Genomic DNA, 24,235 nt, shown 5'->3' with positions numbered 1-24,235 from the left:
CCTCCACCTGTGTTACACCTGCGGGAAAATCAGCTCCAGTGCCTGGAGGGAATCTTCCCAGTCGGCACGTTCAAAAATACCCTGTTGCAGAAATGCCTCCAGCTGCGGCCACAGGGCAATCGCTTTATCGAGCATCGGATCGCTGCCTTTGGCGTACGCCCCGACGCTTACCAGATCGCGGTTGCGCTGGAAGCTGGAGAGCAGTTGTTTGAAGTTACGCACGCGGGCGTAGTGTTGTTCGGTGATCAAGGCCGTCATCGCACGGCTGATCGAGGCTTCAATATCAATCGCCGGGTAGTGTCCGGCTTCGGCCAGACGGCGCGACAGCACGATATGGCCGTCGAGGATCGCGCGCGCAGAATCGGCAATCGGGTCCTGCTGGTCATCGCCTTCGGTCAGTACCGTATAGAACGCGGTGATGGAACCTCCGCCGCTGATGCCATTCCCCGCACGCTCAACCAACGCCGGGAGCTTGGCGAAGACCGACGGCGGGTAACCTTTGGTGGCGGGCGGCTCGCCGATGGCCAGCGCAATCTCACGCTGCGCCATCGCGTAGCGGGTCAGGGAGTCCATAATCAGCAGCACGTGTTGGCCCCGGTCGCGGAAATCTTCCGCGATTCGCGTGGCGTAGGCGGCACCCTGCATACGCAGCAGCGGCGATACGTCCGCCGGGGCGGCGATCACCACCGAGCGGGCGCGACCCTCCGCACCAAGAATGTTTTCGATGAAATCTTTGACTTCGCGACCACGCTCACCAATCAGGCCGACGACGATAACGTCCGCCTGGGTATAACGCGCCATCATGCCGAGCAGGACCGATTTACCCACGCCGGAGCCGGCAAACAGCCCCATACGCTGGCCGCGTCCCACGGTGAGCAGGGCGTTAATCGGCCGCACGCCGGTATCCAGTACGTGCTCGATTGGCGTGCGTTGCAGCGGGTTAAAGGGTTGGGTGATCAGCGCGCCGGTTTCGGTGGTATCAGGGGAGGGCAGGCCATCGAGCGGTTTGCCGCTCCCGTCCAGCACGCGGCCCAGCAGCGCCGGACCGAGCGGGAGCTGTTTGCCGCTTTGCAGGCCGTCACCGCTGATGTTTTTCGCGTAGACGCGGGCGCCGGGCAAAATCCCTTCCACTTCCTCAAGGGGCATCAGAAACAGTCGCTGGCCGTTAAACCCGACCACTTCACTTTCCACTTCACGCGTCTCACTCCCGTCCTGACGCTCAATCACGCAGGTGGCGCCGAGCGGAAGTTGCAGACCCGTGGCTTCCAGGACCAGACCGGTGGCACGCGTCAGGCGTCCATAACGACGAACGGATGGCAGCTGCGCCATCTTCGTTTCAAAATTATCGAGCGTGTTAAGCCAGCGCGTAAGGCGAGCGGTCATCAGACGACTCCCGGTGCCGCCAGGCGGCACAGTTCCTGCCAGCGGGTCGCGACGCTGGCATCCAGATCTCCCTCATCCGCCGAGACCTTACAGCCTCCGTGATGGAGCGACGGATCGCCGCGCAGCCGCCAGCCGTGCAGGCTCAGCGTCGCGCCGAGGCTCTCTTCCACGCGCTGCAAATCATCAGGATGCACGCGCAGCTGCGGTTTGCCGCTGAACAGCGGCTCCTGCTGGAGCAGCCCCTGGATTTGCTTAATCAGCGCGGCGTTATCCACGACCGGCGTCTGGCCGATCACCTGACGGGCCGCCTCCAGCGCCATCTGCATCAGGCGCGAGGCAATCACGCTGTCCAGCGCATCCAGCGTGTGCTGAAACTCGCTCACCAGCTGCTGCATGCGGGCATGCAGCGGCGCCTGCTGCTGGCGCGCCTGCTCAATGCCCTGCTCTAAACCTTTCGCCAGCCCTTCCTGATAACCCTGTGCGTGCCCGGTCTGACGGCCTTCGTTCATCCCGGCGTTGAAGCCCTGCTCGTGCGCCTGCATTTGCATCTGGGCCAGCATCTGGGCGCGCTGTTCCTCTTCACTCAGCTCGGGCACGCCCGCCCCGGCGTCGCCCTCATCGGACGACACTATGGCAGGGGTGAACTCTGCGGTGGGAGGGGAGAGGTCGTCAGGCGTCCAGCGCTTCCACGACAGTTCATCAGACATAGGTGTCGTCTCCGCTGCCAATCACCATCTCGCCGGTTTCTGCCAGACGACGAACAATAAGCAGGATCGCTTTCTGTTCGTTCTCCACCTGAGACAAACGCACCGGGCCACGGTTGGCCAGGTCGTCGCGCAGGATATCGGCCGCACGCTGGGACATGTTGCGCAGGAACTTCTCGCGCAGCGGCTGCTCGGCGCCTTTGAGGGCGATAAGCAGGGACTCCGAATCCACTTCCTGAAGCAGGCGCTGGATGCTGCGATCGTCCACTTCGACCAGGTTTTCGAACAGGAACATCTCGTCGATAATTTTCTGTGCCAGTTCGCCGTCGAACTCGCGCACCGCCGTAATAACCGCCTCTTCCTGCTGCGTTTTCATCAGGTTGATGATTTCCGCTGCCGTTCTCACGCCGCCCATTTTGCTGCGCTTGAGGTTCTGGCCGTCGAGCAGGTTGTTCAGCACTTCGGTCAGCTCCGCCAGCGCGGCTGGCTGGACGCCGCCGAAGGTGGCGATACGCAGCATCACGTCGTGGCGCAGGCGCTCGTCGAACAGCGCCAGAATATCGGCCGCCTGGCCCCGTTTGAGGTGGACCAGAATGGTGGCGATAATCTGCGGGTGCTCGTCGCGAATAAGATCGGCGGCGCTTTGCGGCTCCATAAAGTTGAGCGTTTCGATCCCGCTGGCGGTGTCGCGCGTTTCGAGAATATCTTCCAGCAGGCTGGCGGCGCGTTCTTCGCCCAGCGCCTTAACCAGCACGGAGCGCAGGTATTCGTTGGCGTTGACGTTGAGCGCAGCAAACTGCTCGGCTTCCTGCTCAAACTCCGCCAGCACTTCGGTCAGCTGCTTGTTGGAGATCTGGCGCACGTTGGCCATCGCCGCGCTGAGGATCTGCACTTCTCGCTGAGAGAGGTGTTTAAACACCTCCGCCGCGCGATCTTCGCCAATGGTCATCAGCAGGATGACGCTCTTATCGGTGCCTGTAAGCGTATTACTCATGTTCGTTACCCATCCAACCGCGGATGACCAGCGCGACGACGCGCGGATCGTTATCTGACATTTCGCGAATGCGCTGGCTCATCACCTCTGCGCCCATACGCTGGTTAGCACGGCGCTGCTGCATCTGTTCATCTTTGCTGAGACGAACTTCAACCGCTTCTTCCTCGTCCGGACGCGCGTTCTTCTGTTCCAGCGCAGCTTTTTCGGCTTCAGCGCGACGCTGAAGCTGAGGACGGACACCCTTACGCCACAGCAGCCACGTGACAATCAGCACCAGCAGCCAGCGGCCTGCGGACATCAGCTGATCGAAGAACGCCTGCTGTTGCCAGAACGGCAGTTCGCCACCGGTCTCATCCACCGGGTTGAACGGTGAGTTCACAACGTTGAGGGTATCGCCACGTTTTTCAGAGAAGCCCATCGCTTCGCGGGTCAAATCTTCGATCTGCTTCATCTGCTCTGCCGTGAGCGGCAGCGGTTTACCGTCCGGCAGCGTTTTGTAGTTCACCACCACGGCAACAGAGAGACGCTGAATATCTCCCGTGTTCAGTTTGGTATGGCGGATAGTCCGGTCGACTTCGTAGTTGGTCGTTTCGTTACGGCTGCTGTTACGCGGGCCGGCACTGTTCGCGGTCGAGGTCGTCTGCTGATTCGTTTGCTGACCGTTCTGCGGGTTGGCCGGCGGCGTGGAGATTGGCGCGGCGTTGGCAGGCGCAGGCTGGTTAGAGAGCGCACCCGGCACACCACCAGGATACTGGCCACCGACCTGTTCCGTCTCATTGATCTGACGCGAGCGTAACACGGCGCGAGAAGCATCCCCGTTCGGGGCGTACTGCTCTTCGGTCTGTTCTTTATTCGAGAAATCAATCTGCGCGGTGACCTGCGCATGCACGTTGCTGTTGCCCACCACCGGGCCCAGAATCGCTTCGATGCGACGCTGGAGACGGCCTTCCACGTCGGCAGCGTATTTCAGCTGGGCGTCGTTGAGATCGCGCCCGGCGGTGTTGGACTGCGTCAGCAGGTGACCGCTCTGATCCACCAGCGTAACGTTACCCGGCGGCAGACCGGCTACCGCACTGGAGACCAGGTGCGTGACGGCGCTGATCTGCCCTTCATCCAGCGCACGGCCAGGTTCGAGGTTAACCGTCACAGAGGCAGAAGGGGACTTTTGTTCGCGGACAAACAGGGACGGCTTAGGCATCGCCAGGTGCACGCGGGCACTTTTCACCGGGCCTAAGGTTTCAATCGTACGGGCCAGCTCACCTTCCAGCGCGCGCTGGTAGTTAACCTGCTCGCTGAACTGGCTGATGCCGAATTTTTCCTGATCCAGCAGTTCAAACCCAACCGCGCCGCCTTTCGGCAGCCCCTGCTGGGCGAGACGCAGGCGAAGCTCGTGCACTTTATCTGCCGGCACTTCAAGCGCACCGCCGTTATCGGCAAAGCGATACGGGATGTTCATCTGGGTCAACTGGGTGACGATGGCACCGCCATCCTGGTCGGAAAGGTTGCTGTAGAGCGTGCGGTAATCCGGGCTTTTTGCCCATAAGACCATCGCGACAACGATCGCAATGGCGGCAGCGCCTGCCACAATCAACGGGATCTTAGGGTTGGCGCGAAGGCGGTTCATCCACTCGAGTGATTTATTCTGCGGCGCTGTCGATGCTGCTGTCGCACTCATTGCGCACCTCTTAAATCCTGGTGGTTTACGTTATTCGTGTAGAGAAACAAAACTGACTCCCGGGTCGGCAAACACGACAAAAGTTCCATACTGATGGCCCTGCCATTATTTGATGATTCGGGATTTTCTATGCGTCAAATAACCTGGTTTTTTAACGCTATTTACCGCCATTATCTTATTGACAAGCTGTTAGTCTTGACCTCGTAAAAAACCATCCAGGGGAGAGTCATGGCTATACAGGGCATTGAAGGGGTACTCAGTCAGTTACAGGCAACGGCGATGACCGCCCGTAATCAGAGCGTAACTGACCAGCCGCAGGGCATTAGCTTCGCCGGTCAACTGCATGCGGCGCTGGACCGGATCAGCGATAAGCAAAACGCGGCCCGTACCCAGGCTGAGAGATTTACCCTCGGTGAACCCGGCGTGGCGCTCAACGATGTGATGGCCGATCTGCAAAAAGCGTCGGTGTCATTGCAGATGGGGTTGCAGGTGCGTAACAAGCTAGTGTCGGCGTATCAGGAAGTCATGGGGATGCAGGTTTAATCAATACCTATCTTACGCTGGCAGCCTGATGGCTTTAATGCCACAATATTTTTTTCTTCGCATGCAGGAAAGATGATGAAAAAAGTAGCAATTGTGGCTGCAATGCTGACGTTAGCGGGATGCGTTCAGGTCGAAAACTATCAGGAAGTGGTTAAGCATCCGGCACCTTCGCATCTGGCAGGTTACTGGCAGTCGAAAGGGCCGCAGAGCGCGATGGTGAGCCCGGAGGCGATTGCCACGCTGGTGGTGACGCCAGAGGGTGATACCCTGGACTGCCGTCAGTGGCAGCGCGTTATCGCGGTGCCGGGTAAGATCATGCTGCGTTCAGATGATTATTATAACGTGACCGAAAAACGAGACGTCTATCCGCTCGATCGTGATGGGGCGGCGCTGGAGTATGACGGCATGGAACTGTACAAGGTTGACCGCCCAACGGTGGAATGCGCAGATTACCTGAGCAAGAATCCGCTGGAGAGTAAGCTTCCGTAACCGTTTTGGAGTTTGCGCCCTCTACCCGTGGTCTGAGGGATCTCCACAAAATAATGCCTTCACCGTCGGCCCCCTCTCCCTGGAGGGAGAGGGCTGGGGTGAGGGGGAACATACGGCTCTGGTGGTCATTCCGTTCACTTTATGTTCCTTGCTACTCTGTAGCGACATGAGCGGTGAACGTGCCAGAGTGGCTCAGTCGCCACCACCCTGGCGACCCGGGCTCCCGGCGGAAAATCGCCGCTTCGCGGTACCCTCAGCTTTTTCCTTCAGGCTATCGGGTCGGGCATGAGCCTGCATCCATGCAGGCCACGCCCTCTCGGCGCTTCCCTGCGCCACGCCCTCTCGGCGCTTCCCTGCGCCACGCCCTCTCGGCGCTTCCCTGCGCCTCGCCCCGGCCTTACGGAAACGCTTCGGCGATTTACAGCCGGACCAGGGCATCGCTGAAAGTCCTCAGTTATTATGAAGGCAACGTTATTGCTTCTGCTTTCAAATTACTGGAGATATCTCTCCCTGTGGGAGAGGGTCGGGGTGAGGGCATCAGGCCGCACCTTTCCCGTACTACAGCGCGTCTTCAATCACCCAGACGCTGACGCTTCCCCCGTTACAGAAGAACGTCCCTTCGCCATCCGCCGCCGTGGTCACGGTTTCCTCGCGGTTGCCTAAAAAATCCCGCCAGGTCTTATTGCCGTAATTCTCGCCGAGGCAGATCGTCTTCTCACCGTTATCACCATTCGACAGCACCACCACACAGCCCGGGTGCTCCTCTGTCCCGCTGCGGCTAAACGCAATGCAGTTTGGATGATCGAAAAAGAGGGTTTGCACGCCGTGGGCAAAACGCTGCCGGGCGAGGATCAGCTCGTGGAGCTGTTCAATCACCGGCATATCGATGTGATACGTCTCGCCATCCCCGCCGGTGTCGTCATAGCTGGCGCCAAAAAGATCCGGGTAGAATACGCTCGGCACGCCGTTTTCACGCAGCAGGATGAGCGCGTAGGCCAGCGGTTTGAACCAGGCTTCAACCGGGGCTTCCAGCGCCTGCAAGGGTTGGGTATCGTGGTTGGCTACCAGGGTCACGGCATGGAACGGATCGGCTTCCACCAGCGTACCGGTGAAAATCTGGCTCATATCGTAGTCGCGTCCCTGGCGTGAGGCTTCGTGAAATTTCATTTGCAGTGGCGCATCAAACAGCATGGTTTTACCGTTCACCTGATTGATGTAGTGCTGCAATTTATCCACTTCGTGAGACCAGTATTCCGCCACGATAAACAGCGGCTGCGGGGCCACCTCCTGGACGTGCTCAATCCACTCTTTGTAGAACCAGGCCGGGATGTGTTTTACCGCGTCCAGGCGGAAGCCGTCGCAGTGGGTTTGCTCCATCACCCAGCGCGCCCAGTATTTGATCTCCTCCGTCACCGCATGGTTGCGAAAATCAATATTTTCACCCATCAGGTAATCGAAATTGCCCATCTCGTCGTCGACCTGATCGTTCCAGCCTTCGCCGGTGTAGTCGTTCACGATTTTGAAGATACCGTCCTCATTGGGGTTTTCAATGTGGTCGATACCGCTAAAGCATTTGTAATCCCAGATGAACTTCGAATACTGGCCGGCCCGAACGGGAAAGGTGTAGCGCGTCCAGGCTTCACATTCGATGATCTCATCGCTGATTTGGGTGCGATCCTGAGCATCCACGCGCTGCACGCGGACGGGTTCCTTTTCATCGGCCCCCATTTTATGGTTGACCACCACGTCCAGAAGCACCGCAATCTGGTTGCTTTTTAAGGCGTTGATGGCCTCCAGCAGTTGGGCTTTATCCCCGTATTTGGTGGCGACACTGCCTTTCTGGTCAAACTCACCGAGGTCGAAAAGGTCATAAGAGTCATACCCGACGGAATAGCCGCCGGATGCGCCTTTGTAGGCCGGGGGTAACCAGACCATATTAATGCCGATTTCGTTCAGGTTGGGGGCTAATGCCGTGACTTCTCGCCACAATTCACCGCCGGTGGGGTAGTACCAGTGAAAACATTGTAAAAGTGTTGGGTTGCGCATGCACCATCTCCATGAGGTCGCGAAACTCAAGTATGGAGCAGGTTTGGCAGAAATGCCTGGCGAACGAAACGGTTAACGCTCGAACGCCAGTTAAATGGCTAATTGATATCGCTATTACTTTGCGGAACCAGGACATGACCGCCCTGGTTACCGTAGGTGGAGAGAACGGTTTTCTGGATGGAGGATTGCCCAACCAGCTTCGCCAGTTCATCCATTCTGGCTTGCAGCAACGTTTTTACCTGTCCTTCGTTGTCCAGGATCACCCGCAGCGTCGGGCGAAGCTGCTCCTGAATCTGCATCGAAGGTTCACTTTCCTGAGTGAGACGAGCCAGTGAGTGCACCGCATTAACATAGTCGGTTTCACAGATGATCAGATCATCCCATAGTCCCTGCCGGGCCAGTCGCAACATCAACTGGCTCTGCTCAAGGAGTTGCTGATAAAGGGCATAAAGTTGCGGTGCGTTACTCATTAGACGGCGTCCTGCATCAGTTGTGGCGTACCGGCAACCTCCTTCCACCCGTCAGCGATATTGCGCAGCAGGTTTTCCACCTCTTCGATGGCGCTGGCGTCGTTATTCACGTTGGCGTGCAGGAGGCGACGTACCATATAGGCATAAAGGGCAATCAGGTTTAGCGTAAGCTCATCCCCGTTATTTTCCACCAGGCCAACCTTCAGCCCGTTTTCGATAATGTTGATGGCTTTTGAGAGCGCCAGCCCTTTTGCCGGGATATTACCGTCTGCCAGGAACAGACGCGCGCGTACCAGCGCGCTGAGGGCTCCATCAAATAGCATGATAACCAGCTGCTGCTGGCTGGCGCTCATCACCGCGCTTTCAACTTCTATCTTTGCGTAGGCTTGCGTGCCTTTTGCGCCGTACATGTTATCCCCCTCGGGTCTGATTAGCGTTTACTACTTGTTACTGGACGTATTTTCGAACTGCTGCGTCAGGTAGCTGCTGGTGTTGTTCAGCGAGGTCATCAGTACGTCCAGCTGGGTAAACTGGGCTTTGTACTGCGCCACTCTCGCGTCAATACGTTCGCTCACGGCGTTATATTGATCCGTCAGCTTGTTCAGCGTTTTGCTGACGCCATCTTTGGCCGCCTGGATAATGCCTTTACTGGAAAGCCAGTCAGTCAGATGGGTGGCCATGGTGGTAGTGATCCCGGTGGTTTTACCGTCACCCACAACCAAATCTTTCACGGCAGACGGGTTATCCGTCAGCGCTTTTTTCAGCTTGTCGCTGTCCAGCTCCAGCTTGCCCGTGCTTGGATCGGAGGTAATGCCGACCTGAGACAGCGTTTTATAGGCGGTTCCGCCGACGGTGTTGCTCAGCATGGTTTTCAGCTGCGTCTGAATAGTACGCAGCGTGCTGTCCCCGAGCAGGGCGCCGTTGCTGGAGTCCTGCGCATCTGTACCCGCATCAACCGCCGTATATTTGGTTAATGATGCAAAACTGTCCTGAAGGGTGTTGTAGGCATCCACCCAGGCTTTCATCGCCGTTTCCGCTTTCGACGTATCTTTAGCGATCGTCAGCGTCTGGTTACCGGTGGTGACGTCGTTCAGGTTCAGGGTGATATCTTCCAGCGCATCGCTGATGGTGTTGCTGCTGTTTTCGATATCGACGTTATTCACCTTCAGCTTGGCGTTCTGCGCGGTGACGCTTTCCGTCATGCCGTTGCTGGCGTCGGTGCTGGTGCCGTTGTAACCCATAAAGGATTGCAGGGCGCTGTCGCCGCTCACGCTGATGCTGACCGCGTTGTCCGCCCCGGTTTCGGTGGAGGTGATGGACAGACGATACTGACCATTACCGACGTTAATAATACTGGCGGTCACGCCGGCGTCAGCTTTGTTAATCGCATCGCGAATGCCGGTCAGCGAGGAGTTTGCCGCGCTGATATCGACGGTCACCGGATCTTTACCGTTACCGGCGGTAAAGGTGATCTTGCTGTCAGCCGTGGCAATGGCCGTTTTGGTATCCGGCTGCGCGTTTTTGGTCGTCAGGGTTTGCGCCTGCGCCAGCTGCGACACGCTGATGGTGTATTTACCGGCAATCGCGCTGCCGGTAGTGGTGGCGCTGAATGCCGTGGTACTGCTCGACGTGCTGGTCGCTGTAAACAGGTCGGCTTTATTCAGCGCGGTGTTGGCGGTCTGAAACGCTTCCAGTGAACTTTTCAACGTGCCGTAAGCGCTCAGCTTGGCGGTATACGATGTCTGTTGTTTGGAAATTGGCGTCAGCTGTGCTTTTTCGGCCGTGGTCAGACTATCCAGAATGTCTGCTAACTTAAGACCCGAACCAATCCCCAATGATGAAATACTTGCCATATTTATTCCTTAATCTATCGACACGTAGAACGAATAGTGGGGTTATCGGCCTTAATGGGGGAAAGTTTACGGTTAATTTCTTTTTTTTAATGGCGGGAATAACGCTAATAGAGAAGAGCTTTTCCGTGGCTAAAAAAATTAACGCGATCCTGAAAAAAAATCTAAAGGTTGTTTTGGACCAGACGATAACACCTTTGACGGCGATGAAGCCGAAGGGTGGAAACCCAAATCTAACCAAACAGATTTGATGAACAACAGGAATCGAAATCATGGCACAAGTCATTAATACCAACAGCCTCTCGCTGATCACTCAGAACAACATCAACAAGAACCAGTCCGCTCTGTCTTCTTCTATCGAGCGTCTGTCTTCTGGTCTGCGTATCAACAGCGCGAAAGATGACGCTGCGGGCCAGGCTATCGCTAACCGCTTCACCTCTAACATCAAAGGCCTGACTCAGGCTGCACGTAACGCTAACGACGGTATCTCTCTGGCGCAGACCACTGAAGGCGCACTGTCTGAAATCAACAACAACCTTCAGCGTGTTCGTGAACTGACCGTTCAGGCAACGACCGGTACTAACTCTGATTCTGACCTGTCTTCAATCCAGGACGAAATCAAATCCCGTCTGGACGAAATCGACCGCGTATCCGGTCAGACTCAGTTCAACGGCGTGAACGTGCTGGCTAAAAACGGCACCATGAAAATTCAAGTAGGTGCTAATGATGGTCAGACAATTGCCATTGATCTACAGAAGATTGATTCCTCAACCTTAGGTCTTAATGGTTTGTCGGTATCTAAAAACTCGTTGAATGTTAGCGAGCCTGTTACTCAAATTAATAACGCCGCAAATACCGCACCTCTGAAGGTTGACCTCAGCGCTGTAGCTACAGATTTAGGCGTTGATGCGTCGTCCTTAACGTTGAGTAACGTTTTAGACAAAGACGGTAACGCAACCAAAAACTATGTTGTGAAGTCAGGAAACGATTACTTCGCAGCGTCTGTAGACCGTGCAACTGGTAAAGTTGCGCTTAACAAGGCCGATGTTGAGTATACAGATCCTGCAAATGGTCTTACTACTGCTGCTACACAAGCAGGTCAGTTTGTTAAAGTTTCAGCTGATAAAGATGGAAACGCAACGGCCTTTGTTACTTTCCAAGGTAAGAATTACGCGGCAAAAGCAGCTTCACTTGTTGATACAGGGGATGCAACTACAGCAGCACAAGGTACCGCTGCGACTACTAATAAAGTAACGCTTCAACTCAGTGATAAAGCTGCAGTGATTGGCACTGGTACAGCTGCAAACCCACAGTTCCCAGCCACTTCTGCTACAGCTGAATTTGCTGGCACTGCTACGAACGATCCACTGGCTCTGCTGGACAAAGCTATCGCGTCCGTAGACAAATTCCGTTCTTCACTGGGTGCGGTTCAGAACCGTCTGAGCTCTGCCGTAACCAACCTGAACAACACCACCACCAACCTGTCTGAAGCGCAGTCCCGTATTCAGGACGCCGACTATGCGACCGAAGTGTCCAACATGTCTAAAGCGCAGATCGTTCAGCAGGCCGGTAACTCCGTGCTGTCCAAAGCTAACCAGGTTCCTCAGCAGGTTCTGTCTCTGCTGCAAGGCTAATCGCCTGATTACGCTCAAACCCCGCTTCGGCGGGGTTTTTTCTGTCCGCATTTACGCGTAACCCCCCAAATAACCCCTCATTTCACCCACTATTCACCCGATTAAAACCCCTCCAGAATCGGATAATCATGCCGATAACTCAACTAACGCAGGGCTGTTTATCGTGAATTCACTCTATACCGCTGAAGGTGTAATGGATAAACACTCGCTGTGGCAGCGTTATGTTCCGCTGGTGCGTCACGAAGCATTGCGCCTCCAGGTGCGTTTGCCGGCGAGCGTGGAACTGGACGATCTGCTACAGGCGGGCGGTATCGGGTTATTGAATGCAGTTGACCGGTACGACGCTCTGCAAGGAACGGCATTTACGACTTACGCAGTGCAGCGTATTCGTGGTGCGATGCTGGACGAGCTGCGCAGCCGCGACTGGGTGCCGCGCAGCGTTCGCCGCAACGCGCGCGAAGTGGCGCATGCGATGGGGCAGCTGGAACAGGAGCTGGGGCGCAACGCGACGGAAACCGAAGTAGCGGAGCGTCTGGGCATTCCTGTTGAAGAGTATCGCCAGATGTTGCTCGATACCAATAACAGCCAACTCTTCTCTTATGATGAGTGGCGCGAAGAGCATGGCGATAGCATCGAGCTGGTGACCGATGAACACCAGCAAGAAAACCCGTTACACCATTTACTGGAAGGGAATTTACGCCAGCGCGTGATGGAAGCGATTGAAGCTTTACCGGAACGTGAGCAACTGGTGTTAACCCTCTATTACCAGGAAGAGCTCAATCTCAAAGAGATTGGCGCCGTGCTGGAGGTGGGCGAGTCACGGGTGAGCCAGCTGCACAGCCAGGCCATTAAACGCCTGCGCACAAAACTGGGTAAGTTATAGGTGAGTTATTCGCCTTGGAAATGCCGCACAACGTATTGACAACCAGGAGTTATCATGACGGTGCAGCAATCTAAAAGACGGCCTTTAAGCCGCTACCTGAAAGACTTTAAACACAGCCAGACGCATTGCGCCCACTGTAAAAAATTACTCGACCGCATCACGTTGGTTCGTCGCGGTGAAATCGTGAATAAGATTGCGATTTCCCGCCTCGACACGCTGATGGATGAAGCCGCCTGGCTTGAAGAGCAAAAAGAGTGGGTAGCGCTTTGCCGTTTCTGTGGCGATCTCCATTGCAAAGAGCAAAGCGACTTCTTCGATATTATCGGCTTCAAGCAATTCCTGTTTGAACAAACGGAGATGAGTCACGGCACCGTGCGTGAATACGTGGTTCGCCTGCGCCGCCTGGGTCAGCATTTGACCATGCAAAATATCTCCCGCGATCTGCTGACGACCGGATACCTGGATGAAAATCTGGAACCCTGGCTGCCCGCCACCAGTACCAACAATTACCGCATCGCGCTGCGAAAGTATGCACAATATAAAGTCCAGATGCCGGGCGTCATAAAGCAGAAAGTCCGCGCCGGAACAACTTCTGATATATATTAAAAAAGAATAAGATGTAGCGCAGCCGCCTTTGACGTTGCAGGCGATTTCTCTACACTACTCAAAAATTCCACTGTATCGGAGTACTTATGAAATTAGCACTTCTGGGTCGTCAGGCGCTGATGGGGATGATGGCCGTTGCGCTGGTAGCGGGGATTAGCGTGAAAACGTACGCGGCAGATAATCTGCTCAACAAAGTCAAAGAGCGCGGCACGCTGCTGGTTGGGCTGGAAGGAACCTATCCTCCGTTCAGCTTCCAGGGCGACGACGGTAAGCTGACCGGTTTTGAAGTGGAGTTTGCGCAGGAGCTGGCCAAGCATCTCGGCGTCAAAGCCTCCCTGAAACCGACCAAATGGGATGGTATGCTGGCGTCACTGGATTCCAAACGTATCGACGTGGTGATTAACCAGGTGACCATTTCTGACGAGCGTAAGAAGAAGTATGACTTCTCCACGCCGTACACCGTGTCCGGTATCCAGGCGCTGGTGAAGAAAGGTAACGAAGGCAGCATCAAATCCGCCGCGGATCTGAAAGGTAAGAAAGTCGGCGTCGGTCTGGGCACCAACTATGAAGAGTGGCTGCGCCAGAACGTGCAGGGCGTGGACATCCGCACCTATGATGATGACCCGACGAAATACCAGGATCTGCGCGTAGGCCGTATCGACGCCATTCTGGTTGACCGCCTGGCAGCGCTGGATCTGGTGAAGAAAACCAACAATACCCTGGCCGTCGCGGGCGATGCGTTCTCCCGTCAGGAGTCCGGCGTGGCGGTGCGTAAAGGTAACGAAGATCTGCTGAAAGCCATTGATGCTGCCATTGCTGAAATGCAGAAAGACGGCAGCCTGAAGGCGCTTTCTGAGAAGTGGTTCGGCGCAGACGTGACGAAATAAGTCTCTGACCGACAAAAAAAGGCGCTTTTAAAAGCGCCTTTTTTATTTCTCGCGCGTCTGCGTGCATAATGAAATAACAATTGTTTGCGTGACCGGAGGAACCATGTCACTACAGAATTTAACGCGCTTTCCTCGTCTGGAATTTATCGGCGCACCCACGCCGCTGGAGTATCTGCCGCGATTTTCTGACTATCTGGGGCGCGATATTTTCATTAAGCGTGACGATGTGACGCCCATGGCGATGGGCGGGAATAAGCTGCGCAAGCTGGAATTTCTCGCCGCCGATGCCCTGCGCGAGGGCGCGGATACGCTGATCACCGCCGGGGCAATTCAGTCTAACCACGTTCGCCAGACGGCGGCAGTGGCGGCGAAGCTGGGCCTTCACTGCGTAGCCCTGCTGGAGAACCCGATTGGCACGCAGGCAGAGAATTACCTGACTAACGGTAACCGCCTGCTGCTGGATCTGTTCAACGTGCAGGTTGAAATGGTTGACGCGTTGACCGACCCGGCTGCACAGCTTGATGAACTGGCGACGCGCCTGGAAGCGCAGGGCTTTCGTCCGTACGTCATCCCGGTTGGCGGCTCGAATGCGCTGGGTGCTCTCGGCTATGTTGAGAGCGCGCTGGAAATCGCCCAGCAGTGCGAAGGCGCGGTGAGTTTGTCCTCGGTGGTAGTGGCGTCCGGCAGCGCGGGTACCCATGCCGGTTTAGCGGTCGGGCTTGAGCAACTGATGCCGGACGTAGAGTTGATTGGCGTGACGGTTTCCAGAAGCGTTGCGGATCAAAAGCCGAAAGTCGTCACCCTGCAACAGGCGGTGGCAGAACAGCTTGCGCTTCAGGCGAAGGCGGAAATATTGCTGTGGGATGACTACTTCGCGCCGGGTTATGGCACCCCCAATGATGAAGGGATGGAGGCCGTTCAGCTGCTGGCCCGCCTCGAAGGTATTCTGCTTGACCCTGTCTATACCGGTAAGGCGATGGCGGGCCATATCGACGGTATCGCCCGCAAGCGCTTTAAGGATGAAGGACCTATTTTGTTTGTTCATACTGGCGGGGCGCCTGCGCTGTTTGCCTATCATCCCCATGTCTAAAAATCAGGTAGAAAAATAATAATGCAAGAAAGTATTCAACTGGTTATTGATTCGCTGCCGTTCTTGCTTAAGGGCGCGGTGTTTACTTTACAGCTCAGTATCGGCGGGATGTTCTTCGGGCTGGTGCTCGGGTTTGTGCTGGCACTGATGCGCATGTCGAACGTCTGGCCGGTGCGGTGGCTGGCGCGGTTTTACATCTCCGTGTTTCGCGGAACGCCGCTTATCGCCCAGCTGTTTATGATTTACTACGGGCTGCCCCAGTTCGGTATCGAGCTGGATCCGATCCCGGCGGCGATGATTGGCCTGTCGCTGAATACGGCGGCGTACACCTCTGAAACGCTGCGTGCGGCGATCTCGTCCATCGATAAAGGACAGTGGGAAGCGGCGGCCAGTATCGGGATGACCCCGTGGCAGACGCTGCGCCGGGCGATCCTGCCCCAGGCGGCGCGCGTGGCGCTACCTCCGCTGAGCAACAGCTTTATCAGCCTGGTGAAAGACACCTCGCTTGCGGCGACCATTCAGGTGCCGGAGCTGTTCCGTCAGGCGCAGCTGATCACCTCGCGCACGCTGGAAGTGTTTACCATGTATCTGGCGGCCTCGCTGATTTACTGGGTGATGGCGACGGTGCTGTCCGCCCTGCAAAACTATTTTGAAAACCAGCTTAACCGCCAGGAGCGAGATCCAAAATGAGTGCAATTGACGTCAAAAACCTGGTGAAAAAATTCCACGGGCAAACGGTGCTGCACGGCATCGACCTTGAGGTTGAGCAGGGCGAAGTGGTGGCAATTATCGGCCCGAGTGGGTCAGGGAAAACCACGCTGTTGCGCAGCATTAATTTGCTTGAGCAGCCTGAAGGCGGGACGATCCGCGTGGGCGATATCACCATTGATACCGGGAAACCCATCAGCCAGCAAAAAGGGCTGATTCGCCGCCTGCGTCAGCATGTTGGCTTCGTATTCCAGAGCTTTAATCTCTTTCCGCACCGTACGGTGCTGGAAAATATTATCGAAGGTCCGGTCATCGTAAAGGGTGAACCAAAGGAAGACGCGACGGCCCGCGCCCGCGAGCTGCTGGCGAAGGTTGGCCTGGCCGGGAAGGAGACGAGCTATCCGCGTCGGTTATCTGGCGGACAGCAGCAGCGTGTCGCCATTGCGCGCGCGCTGGCGATGCGCCCGGATGTGATCCTGTTCGACGAACCCACATCCGCACTCGATCCTGAGCTGGTCGGGGAAGTGCTTAACACTATCCGACAGCTGGCGCAGGAAAAACGCACGATGGTGATTGTGACGCATGAAATGAGCTTCGCTCGCGACGTTGCCGATCGGGCAATTTTCATGGATCAGGGGCGAATAGTAGAGCAGGGGCCAGCTAAGGCGCTGTTTGCCAATCCTCAGCAGCCTCGAACCCGCCAGTTCCTTGAAAAATTCTTAATGCAGTAGCATTTTCACGCTCAATTTGCTCCAGATGTCGCTTCTGGAGCAAATTATCCTCCCATAACTTCAGTTTTGTTGATTTTTTATTCCGCCCGATGTGGATAAGCCATCGCCAAATTAAAGATAATCCGTCTGTGGTCGATATTTTATATAAATGATCCTGCTTTATGTGTTAGGTTATATTCACCATAATAATGATTATCTTTATCAGAGGCTTCATTCGGCAAGTATGAGGGATATAGACTTTTTCACCTGGCGACGGGAATGCGTCCTCCGGTTTCAGGAAATGACCTGTGCTGACGAGGTATATCAGGAACTTCAGCGACAAACGCAGGCGCTTGAATTCGATTATTATGCGCTTTGTGTTCGACACCCTGTGCCATTTACCCGCCCGCGAACATCCGTCCATTCCAGTTATCCGCAACAATGGATGGCGCAATATCAATCCGAGAATTATTTCGCCATTGACCCGGTACTGAAGCCGGAGAATTTCATTCAGGGTCATTTGCCCTGGACGGATGAATTATTCACGGATGCCCAGCAATTATGGGACGGCGCGCGGGACCACGGTTTACGTAAGGGAATTACCCAGTGTCTGATGCTGCCAAATCATGCGCTCGGCTTCCTCTCCGTGTCATGTACTAGCTTACAGGCACACTCGATATCCAGTGAAGAAATTGAGCTGCGTTTACAAATGCTGGTTCAGATGGCGCTCACTACACTGTTGCGCTTTGAACATGAGACGGTGATGCCGCCGGAAATGAAATTCAGCAAGCGTGAACGGGAAATTCTGAAGTGGACCGCAGAAGGGAAGACGTCGGCAGAAATTGCCATCATTCTTTCCATCTCGGAAAATACCGTCAACTTCCATCAGAAGAATATGCAGAAGAAATTCAACGCGCCGAATAAGATCCAGATAGCGTGTTATGCCGCGGCGACTGGGCTTATTTGACTGATATCACGTTCTGCGTGTCAGACGAGGAAAAGGCTGAATGCACTGCATCCAGCCTTTTTTGTTACTGGCGGTAGGCTTGTTTAATTTGCTTAACTGTATTGGCAAAAACAGCGGATTCCGCCTGATCTTCCATCTGCGCGATCTGTTTTTCCATTTTAATGATCACACGTCCAGCATCAGCCTGGCCCATCGCCTGTAGCATAAGCGTCAGCAGCGACTTCAGGCAGTTTACTTCCTGTGCCAGTTCCTGGTTATTCTCGGCAGTGGCAAATTCAGGTGTGCTCATTTATTTTCCTCATTATAAAACAGCGCATGAGCGCGACGATGAAAGTTAAGGCGGCGGAGTATACCACAAGCTGCGGCAAAAAATGCAGTGGTTGTTTTTTATACTTTTACGCGTATTGATTATTGGCTGGTGCGGATTATGAAGGTAATCTGCCCAATATGTTAGCGACAATTAAATGTTTATCGCCGGTACGCCATCCGTTAATTGTTGTTACAAAAAAATGAGAGCATTTTTTAGTTTACGTTAACAAATGTTTTGGTGGCTTTTTGAATGCTGGTGCTAAAAAATAGCGGTAAAGCCCAGTACACATGGGTTTTCTTTCCACTTACTGTACAGCCTAATTTCCAAAAACGAGACCCGAATCGTATAGACGATTTTTTAGCGTTTTAATCTTGCATGGAAAACCGTTAATATAAACCCAATTAGCAGTCAGTAGCGTTATCCCTATTCTGGAGACATTTCCTTTGATCAACGTCCTTCTTGTTGATGACCACGAACTGGTGCGCGCAGGGATACGACGCATTCTTGAAGATATAAAGGGTATTAAAGTTGCCGGCGAGGCGTGCTGTGGCGAAGATGCCGTCAAATGGTGTCGCGCGAACTCCGCAGACGTGGTGCTGATGGATATGAACATGCCCGGTATTGGCGGGCTTGAAGCCACGCGCAAAATCGCGCGCATGTTCGTTGATACCAAAGTCATCATGCTGACCGTCCATACCGAAAATCCGCTGCCCGCCAGGGTCATGCAGGCGGGGGCTGCGGGGTATCTCAGTAAAGGTGCTGCACCGCAGGAAGTCGTCAATGCGATCCGCACCGTTCACGCAGGGCAGCGCTATATCGCTTCTGATATTGCTCAGCAGATGGCGTTGAGTCAGATTGAACCGGAAAAAACGGAATCTCCGTTTGCCAGTTTGTCTGAGCGCGAATTGCAGATTATGCTGATGATCACTAAAGGTCAGAAGGTGAATGAGATTTCTGAGCAGTTGAATCTCAGCCCGAAAACGGTCAACAGCTATCGCTATCGGATGTTCAGTAAACTGAACATCCACGGTGATGTCGAACTGACTCACCTGGCCATTCGCCATGGTTTGTGCAATGCGGAGTCGTTAATAAGTCAGTGAGTGAAGCGTTCGATTCAAAAGCATTTCTGAAAACCGTCACCAGCCAGCCAGGCGTCTACCGGATGTATGATGCTGGCGGTACGGTTATCTATGTCGGTAAGGCGAAAGATCTGAAGAAACGCCTTTCAAGTTATTTCCGCAGCAACCTTGCCTCCCGTAAAACCGAAGCGCTGGTCGCACTTATACACAACATTGATGTCACCGTAACGCACACGGAAACGGAAGCGCTGCTCCTTGAGCACAACTACATTAAGTTGTATCAGCCGCGCTACAACGTTCTGCTGCGTGATGACAAGTCCTATCCGTTTATCTTCCTGAGCGGCGACACGCACCCGCGGCTGGCGATGCATCGTGGCGCTAAGCATGCGAAAGGAGAATATTTCGGCCCCTTCCCGAACGGTTATGCCGTGCGGGAAACGCTGGCGCTTTTGCAAAAAATCTTCCCTGTTCGCCAGTGCGAAAACAGCGTTTATCGCAACCGCTCCCGGCCATGCCTGCAATATCAGATTGGCCGCTGCCTGGGACCATGCGTTGAAGGGCTGGTGAGCGAAGAAGAGTACGCGCAGCAGGTGGAATATGTCCGCCTGTTTTTAGCCGGGAAAGACGATCAGGTGCTGACGCAACTGATTACCCGCATGGAAAAAGCCAGCGCGGCGCTGGAATTTGAGGAGGCCGCACGCATCCGCGACCAGATCCAGGCGGTGCGCAGGGTGACCGAGAAGCAGTTTGTTTCCAATACGGGCGACGACCTCGATGTCATCGGCGTTGCCTTTGACGCCGGCCTGGCCTGCGTTCACGTGCTGTTTATTCGTCAGGGCAAAGTGCTCGGCAGCCGCAGTTACTTCCCGAAAGTGCCGGGCGGGACTGAGATGGGTGAAGTGGTGGAGACCTTTGTCGGCCAGTTTTATTTGCAGGGCAGCCAGATGCGTACGCTGCCCTCGGAGATCCTGCTCGACTTCACGCTGGACGATAAAACCCTGCTGGCGGACTCACTTTCAGAGCTGGCAGGTCGCCGGGTGAATGTCCAGACGAAACCGCGCGGCGATCGTGCGCGTTATCTGAAGCTGGCGCGAACCAATGCCGCCACGGCGCTGACCACCAAACTTTCCCAGCAATCGACCGTCAGCCAACGTTTAACCGCCCTTGCTACGCTGCTCAAGCTGCCGGAAGTGAAACGCATGGAATGCTTCGACATCAGCCATACGATGGGTGAGCAGACCGTGGCGTCGTGTGTGGTCTTTGATGCCAATGGCCCACTGCGGGCAGAGTATCGTCGCTATAACATCACCGGCATTACGCCCGGTGACGATTATGCCGCCATGAATCAGGTCCTGCGTCGTCGCTATGGTAAAGCGATTGAAGAGAGCAAAATCCCGGACGTTATCCTTATCGACGGCGGGAAAGGGCAGTTGGGGCAGGCGAAGGCGGTATTCGAATCGCTCGACGTGGAGTGGGATAAGAACCATCCGTTGCTGCTAGGGGTAGCGAAAGGGGCAGATCGTAAGGCTGGCCTGGAAACGCTGTTCTTTGAGCCGGAAGGCGAGGGCTTTAGCCTGCCGCCAGATTCCCCTGCACTGCACGTGATCCAGCACATCCGAGATGAGTCGCACGATCATGCCATTAGCGGACACCGCAAAAAACGGGCGAAAGTGAAAAATACCAGTACCCTTGAGACGATTGAAGGCGTCGGGCCAAAACGTCGCCAGATGCTGTTGAAGTATATGGGCGGATTGCAAGGATTACTCAACGCCAGTATGGAAGAAATTGCAAAAGTGCCGGGTATTTCGCAAGGGCTGGCAGAAAAGATCTACTACTCGTTGAAACATTGAGGGCTCTGTAGCAACATAGAGCTAAATTTTACTGACAACAGACAGTTACCGTCATCATGCGATTTAATATCCCTACGTTGCTTACTCTCTTTCGCGTTGTGCTCATTCCGTTCTTCGTCCTGGCATTTTACCTGCCGGTCGTCTGGGCGCCTTTTGCCTGTGCGCTTATTTTCCTGATTGCCGCCGTGACGGACTGGTTTGACGGTTATCTGGCGCGTCGTTGGAACCAGAGTACCCGCTTTGGCGCGTTCCTCGATCCGGTTGCGGATAAGGTGATGGTGGCAATCGCGATGGTGCTGGTGGCGGAACATTATCATACCTGGTGGGTGACGCTGCCTGCCGCGACCATGATTGGCCGTGAGATTATTATCTCTGCCCTGCGCGAGTGGATGGCGGAGCTGGGTAAACGCAGCAGCGTGGCGGTGTCCTGGATCGGTAAAGTTAAAACCACTGCGCAGATGGCGGCGCTGGTGTGGATGCTGTGGCGTCCGAATGCCTGGGTAGAGTGGGCCGGCATTGGTCTGCTGTGGGTTGCGGCGGTGCTGACATTGTGGTCAATGCTGCAATATTTGAACGCTGCGCGCGGTGATTTGCTTGAACAGTGATCGTTTCGGCTTAATTTTCAGCAAACGATCCTGAGATGCAAAAAATAACGTTGACTCATAACGTCATATCAGTAGAATGCAACGCATCGAACGGCGGCACAGTAAGCCGGACGATAATGAAATCAAGTGCTTAGCAAGGCGTTAAATAGTTACTTGATAACATGCGGGAATAGCTCAGTTGGTAGAGCACGACCTTGCCAAGGTCGGGGTCGCGAGTTCGAGTCTCGTTTCCCGCTCCAGATTAATGCATCGGCAGTTTGCGGGTGCAGGTCGAAAGACAAAAGATTTAAGGCGCGTTAGCAAAGCGGTTATGTAGCGGATTGCAAATCCGTCTAGTCCGGTTCGACTCCGGAACGCGCCTCCACTTTCTTCCCTGGCCGGATGGTGGAATCGGTAGACACAAGGGATTTAAAATCCCTCGGCGTTCGCGCTGTGTGGGTTCAAGTCCCACTCCGGCTACCATGGGAAAAGTAGAATAAAATCAATGATAAGCAGTGTCGTGTAAACCACCGAAAGGTGGTTTTTTATTGCCTAATTTTCGCCATTCGCCATTCTTTCGCCATTCAGCTTCACCACAAAAAGAGGGCATTACTGCCCCTTCGACTACCGGAACTATAGGAATTTTTCTATCATAACGTGCTGTCTGTGACGCGTTTTTATGACCAGCGATTCCCTGTTTTTCGTTAAGCGTGCCTTCCAGATCCGATATCCCTTTAGATTTGCTGCTACGAAGTTAGGTTATGGTAATAACCAGGCTGACTTAGTCTATGGCGTCGTTGATCTCTCTTTATCGGCATATGGTGCGGGCAGAAAAGTTTTGGGTCCCAGAGAGAGGTCCTGGAGTTTATTCCACGATTATATCAGAGGTTGGCAAGAGGCTTTTAAAACCGCAATGGCGCTGGATTTGACCAGTGGGAGCATTACGGGGTGGCAGATGTACCAGATAGCAAAAGAGAATTGATTATGTCTCAAGAGTTAGAATTTTCGCTTCATCCACCTGTTTGGCCTGCCGTGGCCTATTTCATTGTATCTATTGCAATTTTTCTCTTGCTTTATCTCGGCAAACTAAAAGTTCACAGGCTGCATAAATACCCGCTATTTATCGTGTATAGGGTGTTTGTAATCGCTATTGCAGCCGTTCAGATAAACATCTTTGCCAATGGCTACGAGTTTGTCAGCAGCTTTTTGCATATAGATTTTGACCCCTATCGCTATGACTCGGTATATTGGGGATCATTGTTTTTCTCCATAATTTACTTGCTGGCGTTGCCCCGGAACAAGTTTTAGCATAATGAAATTTTCATTTAAGGGACGCTATGTCTTTACCGCCATTGTATGCACTGCGTGCGTTTGAAGTTGCTGCGCGGTTGAACTCCTTCAGTAAAGCCGCTGAAACGCTCAATATTACGCCGGGCGCGGTCAGCAGACATGTCCGTACCCTTGAACTGTGGTTCGACTGCGAGCTTTTCAAAAGGCTAGGTCCTCGCGTGGAGGTCACTGAAGCCGGGCGAGTGCTTGCCGGACAGCTTAACGAAAGCTTCACGAGCATTGAATGGGCCTGCCGGGCATTTCGCAGTGAAAACCATCTGCTGCGGTTAAAAACACCCAGCACCCTGACCATGAGATGGCTTCTCGACGTGCTGCGATCTTTTCGCAACAACCATCCAAAACCGCAGGTGGAGATTGCCAGCGTCTGGATGGACATTGACACCGTTGATTTCAATCTTGAGCCATACGACTGCGCCATCCTTCTCGGTAATGGCCGTTTTGGTGAGACAACGGAAAGCCAGCTGCTTTTTCATGAATGGCTTATCCCGGTTTGCACCCCATCGCTTATCGAACCGGCCCGGCAGCAGCTTTCGCAATGCGATTTGATCCATCCTTCACCGGACAGACGTGACTGGCGGCGCTGGCTGCGAAGAACAGGATTGTTTCCGGGGCTCGATATGAGCAGCGGCATGGTGTTTGATACCCTTGAACAGGGAAGTATCGCCGCGATGAACGGGCACGGCATCGCTATCGCCGACCTGCATCTCACGCTTGATGCCCTGAAAAGCGGCCTGCTGGGCCTGCCGTTCAGGGAAGCTATCGCGACGGGAGATGGTTACTACCTCGTCTGGCCAAAAAATTCGCTCAAAAGAGAGAGCATCCAGCACCTTCTGGGCTGGCTGCAAAACCATACCCCGGTCGTTCCGGCTCTGGATATCGATTACCTGGAATACGATGAAAGCCGGGTTTATTAATACCGTTATGAGTAAGAGATGTTTGCCATCTTTTTATAGCGTTCTGGCAAAGCGCTGTTCAGGCTGAGTACCTTATCCAGAATATAAAATGCTGGCGTGTTTTTCTGCTGCTCAGCGTCAATAATTGCACCGCGTAATATCGTGGCGGCAGACGAAATCCTGTGAAAATATTCTTCAGTCTCGGGCGTCTGTAATTCACCCGACGTGGCGTAGCGCACGTGCGGCCAGCCGGAGAAGTCGAGCAGCGGAAGGGGCTTTCCTGCTTCAGGATGACAGGCTGAAATCAGCGCAGCCGCTTGCTTAGGGTCGCGATGGGCAACGGACAGCATGTATACGCGCTGCGAAAACGGTGACAGAGCCTCTGAGTGATGTTTCGTCGCCATAAGCATGGCCATAAAATCCTGTAAATCATCGGCTGAATCGGTGTCAGGTGGTAATACAGTTTTCATTAACTGATATAACGCATCAAGTGTCATATTTGCCCCGGATCCTCTTATCATTATTATTCA

27 protein-coding genes, 3 tRNA genes and 1 pseudogene are annotated in these 24,235 nt (G+C 54.4%); 19 read left to right on the top strand and 12 right to left on the bottom strand.

The features are described 5' to 3' along the window. Positions 1–12: 12 nt before the first annotated feature. Genes fliI through fliF form a run of 4 tightly spaced genes read right to left on the bottom strand, consistent with a single transcriptional unit; the run spans position 13 to position 4,756 of the window. A complete protein-coding gene (fliI, locus tag ACQG03_RS13560; RefSeq protein WP_032624018.1) occupies positions 13–1,383 on the bottom strand; it encodes a flagellar protein export ATPase FliI in 1,371 nt (456 codons plus the stop codon). After that, positions 1,383–2,090: a flagellar assembly protein FliH gene (fliH, locus tag ACQG03_RS13555; protein WP_022648550.1), complete on the bottom strand. Its 708-nt coding sequence runs from the start codon at positions 2,088–2,090 to the stop codon at positions 1,383–1,385. The genes fliI and fliH overlap by 1 nt, the downstream gene beginning before the upstream one ends. Beyond that, a complete protein-coding gene (gene fliG, locus ACQG03_RS13550; RefSeq protein WP_003859608.1) occupies positions 2,083–3,081 on the bottom strand; it encodes a flagellar motor switch protein FliG in 999 nt (332 codons plus the stop codon). Before fliG ends, fliH begins: the two co-directional genes overlap by 8 nt. Continuing rightward, complete coding sequence (gene fliF, locus ACQG03_RS13545) at positions 3,074–4,756, bottom strand: flagellar basal-body MS-ring/collar protein FliF (RefSeq protein ID WP_063162923.1); 1,683 nt, start codon at positions 4,754–4,756, stop codon at positions 3,074–3,076. Before fliF ends, fliG begins: the two co-directional genes overlap by 8 nt. 228 nt (positions 4,757–4,984) lie before the next feature. Here fliF and fliE point away from each other — a divergent pair, with 228 nt between their 5' ends. Both fliE and yedD read left to right on the top strand, forming a co-directional pair. Then, positions 4,985–5,299 (top strand): flagellar hook-basal body complex protein FliE, encoded by a 315-nt coding sequence (fliE, locus tag ACQG03_RS13540; RefSeq protein WP_038416322.1) that lies wholly within the window; start codon positions 4,985–4,987, stop codon positions 5,297–5,299. Positions 5,300–5,374: 75 nt separating this feature from the next. After that, the gene (gene yedD / locus ACQG03_RS13535; RefSeq protein WP_022648547.1) at positions 5,375–5,788 is read left to right on the top strand and encodes a lipoprotein YedD; all 414 of its coding nucleotides are present in this window, start codon (positions 5,375–5,377) and stop codon (positions 5,786–5,788) included. Positions 5,789–6,346: 558 nt separating this feature from the next. Here the strand turns inward: yedD and amyA are convergent. The 4 genes from amyA to fliD all read right to left on the bottom strand — a co-directional run bounded on the left by amyA (position 6,347) and on the right by fliD (position 10,157). Next, the gene (gene amyA / locus ACQG03_RS13530) at positions 6,347–7,834 is read right to left on the bottom strand and encodes an alpha-amylase (RefSeq protein ID WP_063162925.1); all 1,488 of its coding nucleotides are present in this window, start codon (positions 7,832–7,834) and stop codon (positions 6,347–6,349) included. 98 nt (positions 7,835–7,932) lie between these two features. Beyond that, on the bottom strand, positions 7,933–8,304 hold the full coding sequence (gene fliT / locus ACQG03_RS13525) for a flagella biosynthesis regulatory protein FliT (RefSeq protein ID WP_006811148.1): 372 nt from the start codon (positions 8,302–8,304) through the stop codon (positions 7,933–7,935). Continuing rightward, complete coding sequence (gene fliS / locus ACQG03_RS13520; protein ID WP_063162926.1) at positions 8,304–8,714, bottom strand: flagellar export chaperone FliS; 411 nt, start codon at positions 8,712–8,714, stop codon at positions 8,304–8,306. Before fliS ends, fliT begins: the two co-directional genes overlap by 1 nt. A 30-nt stretch (positions 8,715–8,744) precedes the next feature. Next, positions 8,745–10,157, bottom strand: coding sequence for a flagellar filament capping protein FliD (fliD, locus tag ACQG03_RS13515; RefSeq protein WP_063162927.1), 1,413 nt, complete (start codon positions 10,155–10,157; stop codon positions 8,745–8,747). Between the two features lie 269 nt (positions 10,158–10,426). On the opposite strand from fliD, the gene ACQG03_RS13510 reads away from it, so the two are divergent. From ACQG03_RS13510 to sdiA, 8 genes are all read left to right on the top strand, one after another. Continuing rightward, a complete protein-coding gene (locus ACQG03_RS13510) occupies positions 10,427–11,788 on the top strand; it encodes a flagellin (RefSeq protein ID WP_032624022.1) in 1,362 nt (453 codons plus the stop codon). A gap of 163 nt (positions 11,789–11,951) precedes the next feature. Continuing rightward, positions 11,952–12,671 carry an RNA polymerase sigma factor FliA gene (locus tag ACQG03_RS13505; protein WP_003859623.1) on the top strand — a complete coding sequence of 240 codons (720 nt, stop codon included), beginning with the start codon at positions 11,952–11,954 and terminating at the stop codon, positions 12,669–12,671. Between the two features lie 54 nt (positions 12,672–12,725). Next, complete coding sequence (gene fliZ, locus ACQG03_RS13500; RefSeq protein ID WP_015570235.1) at positions 12,726–13,277, top strand: flagella biosynthesis regulatory protein FliZ; 552 nt, start codon at positions 12,726–12,728, stop codon at positions 13,275–13,277. Between the two features lie 86 nt (positions 13,278–13,363). Next, positions 13,364–14,164, top strand: a complete 801-nt coding sequence (tcyJ, locus tag ACQG03_RS13495) for a cystine ABC transporter substrate-binding protein (protein WP_063162928.1) — start codon at positions 13,364–13,366, stop codon at positions 14,162–14,164. A 103-nt stretch (positions 14,165–14,267) separates the two neighbouring features. Beyond that, positions 14,268–15,254, top strand: a complete 987-nt coding sequence (dcyD, locus tag ACQG03_RS13490; RefSeq protein WP_063162929.1) for a D-cysteine desulfhydrase — start codon at positions 14,268–14,270, stop codon at positions 15,252–15,254. Positions 15,255–15,275: 21 nt separating this feature from the next. Continuing rightward, a complete protein-coding gene (tcyL, locus tag ACQG03_RS13485) occupies positions 15,276–15,944 on the top strand; it encodes a cystine ABC transporter permease (RefSeq protein ID WP_022648540.1) in 669 nt (222 codons plus the stop codon). Then, positions 15,941–16,693 carry an L-cystine ABC transporter ATP-binding protein TcyN gene (tcyN, locus tag ACQG03_RS13480; RefSeq protein ID WP_023306513.1) on the top strand — a complete coding sequence of 251 codons (753 nt, stop codon included), beginning with the start codon at positions 15,941–15,943 and terminating at the stop codon, positions 16,691–16,693. The genes tcyL and tcyN overlap by 4 nt, the downstream gene beginning before the upstream one ends. 223 nt (positions 16,694–16,916) lie before the next feature. Then, a complete protein-coding gene (gene sdiA / locus ACQG03_RS13475) occupies positions 16,917–17,639 on the top strand; it encodes a transcriptional regulator SdiA (protein ID WP_032622448.1) in 723 nt (240 codons plus the stop codon). Between the two features lie 64 nt (positions 17,640–17,703). Here the strand turns inward: sdiA and ACQG03_RS13470 are convergent, their stop codons facing one another. Together ACQG03_RS13470 and ACQG03_RS13465 are read right to left on the bottom strand one after the other, a co-directional pair. Continuing rightward, positions 17,704–17,928 carry a DUF2594 family protein gene (locus ACQG03_RS13470; protein ID WP_003859644.1) on the bottom strand — a complete coding sequence of 75 codons (225 nt, stop codon included), beginning with the start codon at positions 17,926–17,928 and terminating at the stop codon, positions 17,704–17,706. After that, positions 17,915–17,995, bottom strand: coding sequence for a hypothetical protein (locus ACQG03_RS13465; RefSeq protein WP_418235935.1), 81 nt, complete (start codon positions 17,993–17,995; stop codon positions 17,915–17,917). The genes ACQG03_RS13470 and ACQG03_RS13465 overlap by 14 nt, the downstream gene beginning before the upstream one ends. Before the next feature lie 397 nt (positions 17,996–18,392). Here ACQG03_RS13465 and uvrY point away from each other — a divergent pair, with 397 nt between their 5' ends. From uvrY to ACQG03_RS13435, 6 genes are all read left to right on the top strand, one after another. Next, a complete protein-coding gene (uvrY, locus tag ACQG03_RS13460; protein WP_017384478.1) occupies positions 18,393–19,049 on the top strand; it encodes a UvrY/SirA/GacA family response regulator transcription factor in 657 nt (218 codons plus the stop codon). Continuing rightward, the gene (uvrC, locus tag ACQG03_RS13455) at positions 19,046–20,878 is read left to right on the top strand and encodes an excinuclease ABC subunit UvrC (protein WP_023300478.1); all 1,833 of its coding nucleotides are present in this window, start codon (positions 19,046–19,048) and stop codon (positions 20,876–20,878) included. Before uvrY ends, uvrC begins: the two co-directional genes overlap by 4 nt. Positions 20,879–20,934: 56 nt before the next feature. Then, entirely contained in the window at positions 20,935–21,483 is a 549-nt protein-coding gene (pgsA, locus tag ACQG03_RS13450; RefSeq protein ID WP_003859652.1) for a CDP-diacylglycerol--glycerol-3-phosphate 3-phosphatidyltransferase, read from the top strand. A 163-nt stretch (positions 21,484–21,646) separates the two neighbouring features. After that, positions 21,647–21,722: transfer RNA gene (locus ACQG03_RS13445), tRNA-Gly, on the top strand. Positions 21,723–21,773: 51 nt separating this feature from the next. After that, a tRNA-Cys gene (locus ACQG03_RS13440) sits at positions 21,774–21,847 on the top strand. An 11-nt stretch (positions 21,848–21,858) separates the two neighbouring features. Beyond that, positions 21,859–21,945: transfer RNA gene (locus ACQG03_RS13435), tRNA-Leu, on the top strand. A 139-nt stretch (positions 21,946–22,084) separates the two neighbouring features. Here ACQG03_RS13435 and ACQG03_RS13430 read toward each other — a convergent pair. After that, positions 22,085–22,204, bottom strand: a pseudogene (locus ACQG03_RS13430) (integrase); the annotation flags it as partial. Between ACQG03_RS13430 and ACQG03_RS13425 the strand changes: the two are divergent. Genes ACQG03_RS13425 through ACQG03_RS13415 form a run of 3 tightly spaced genes read left to right on the top strand, consistent with a single transcriptional unit; the run spans position 22,157 to position 23,726 of the window. Then, positions 22,157–22,444, top strand: coding sequence for a DUF4225 domain-containing protein (locus tag ACQG03_RS13425; protein ID WP_426726153.1), 288 nt, complete (start codon positions 22,157–22,159; stop codon positions 22,442–22,444). The pseudogene ACQG03_RS13430 and the gene ACQG03_RS13425 overlap by 48 nt on opposite strands. A 2-nt stretch (positions 22,445–22,446) precedes the next feature. Next, on the top strand, positions 22,447–22,770 hold the full coding sequence (locus ACQG03_RS13420) for a hypothetical protein (RefSeq protein ID WP_048966679.1): 324 nt from the start codon (positions 22,447–22,449) through the stop codon (positions 22,768–22,770). A gap of 29 nt (positions 22,771–22,799) precedes the next feature. Continuing rightward, complete coding sequence (locus ACQG03_RS13415) at positions 22,800–23,726, top strand: LysR substrate-binding domain-containing protein (protein WP_046619373.1); 927 nt, start codon at positions 22,800–22,802, stop codon at positions 23,724–23,726. A 5-nt stretch (positions 23,727–23,731) separates the two neighbouring features. Here the strand turns inward: ACQG03_RS13415 and ACQG03_RS13410 are convergent, their stop codons facing one another. Further along, the gene (locus ACQG03_RS13410; RefSeq protein WP_023306510.1) at positions 23,732–24,202 is read right to left on the bottom strand and encodes a hypothetical protein; all 471 of its coding nucleotides are present in this window, start codon (positions 24,200–24,202) and stop codon (positions 23,732–23,734) included. Positions 24,203–24,235 lie beyond the last annotated feature (33 nt).

This window comes from Enterobacter cloacae complex sp. 342H5 (genome assembly GCF_050030905.1).
In the GTDB taxonomy this organism is placed as follows: Bacteria; Pseudomonadota; Gammaproteobacteria; order Enterobacterales; family Enterobacteriaceae; genus Enterobacter; species Enterobacter intestinihominis.
Note: the sequence above shows the minus strand (reverse complement) of the source record. Positions and strands in the feature narration are given on the sequence as shown.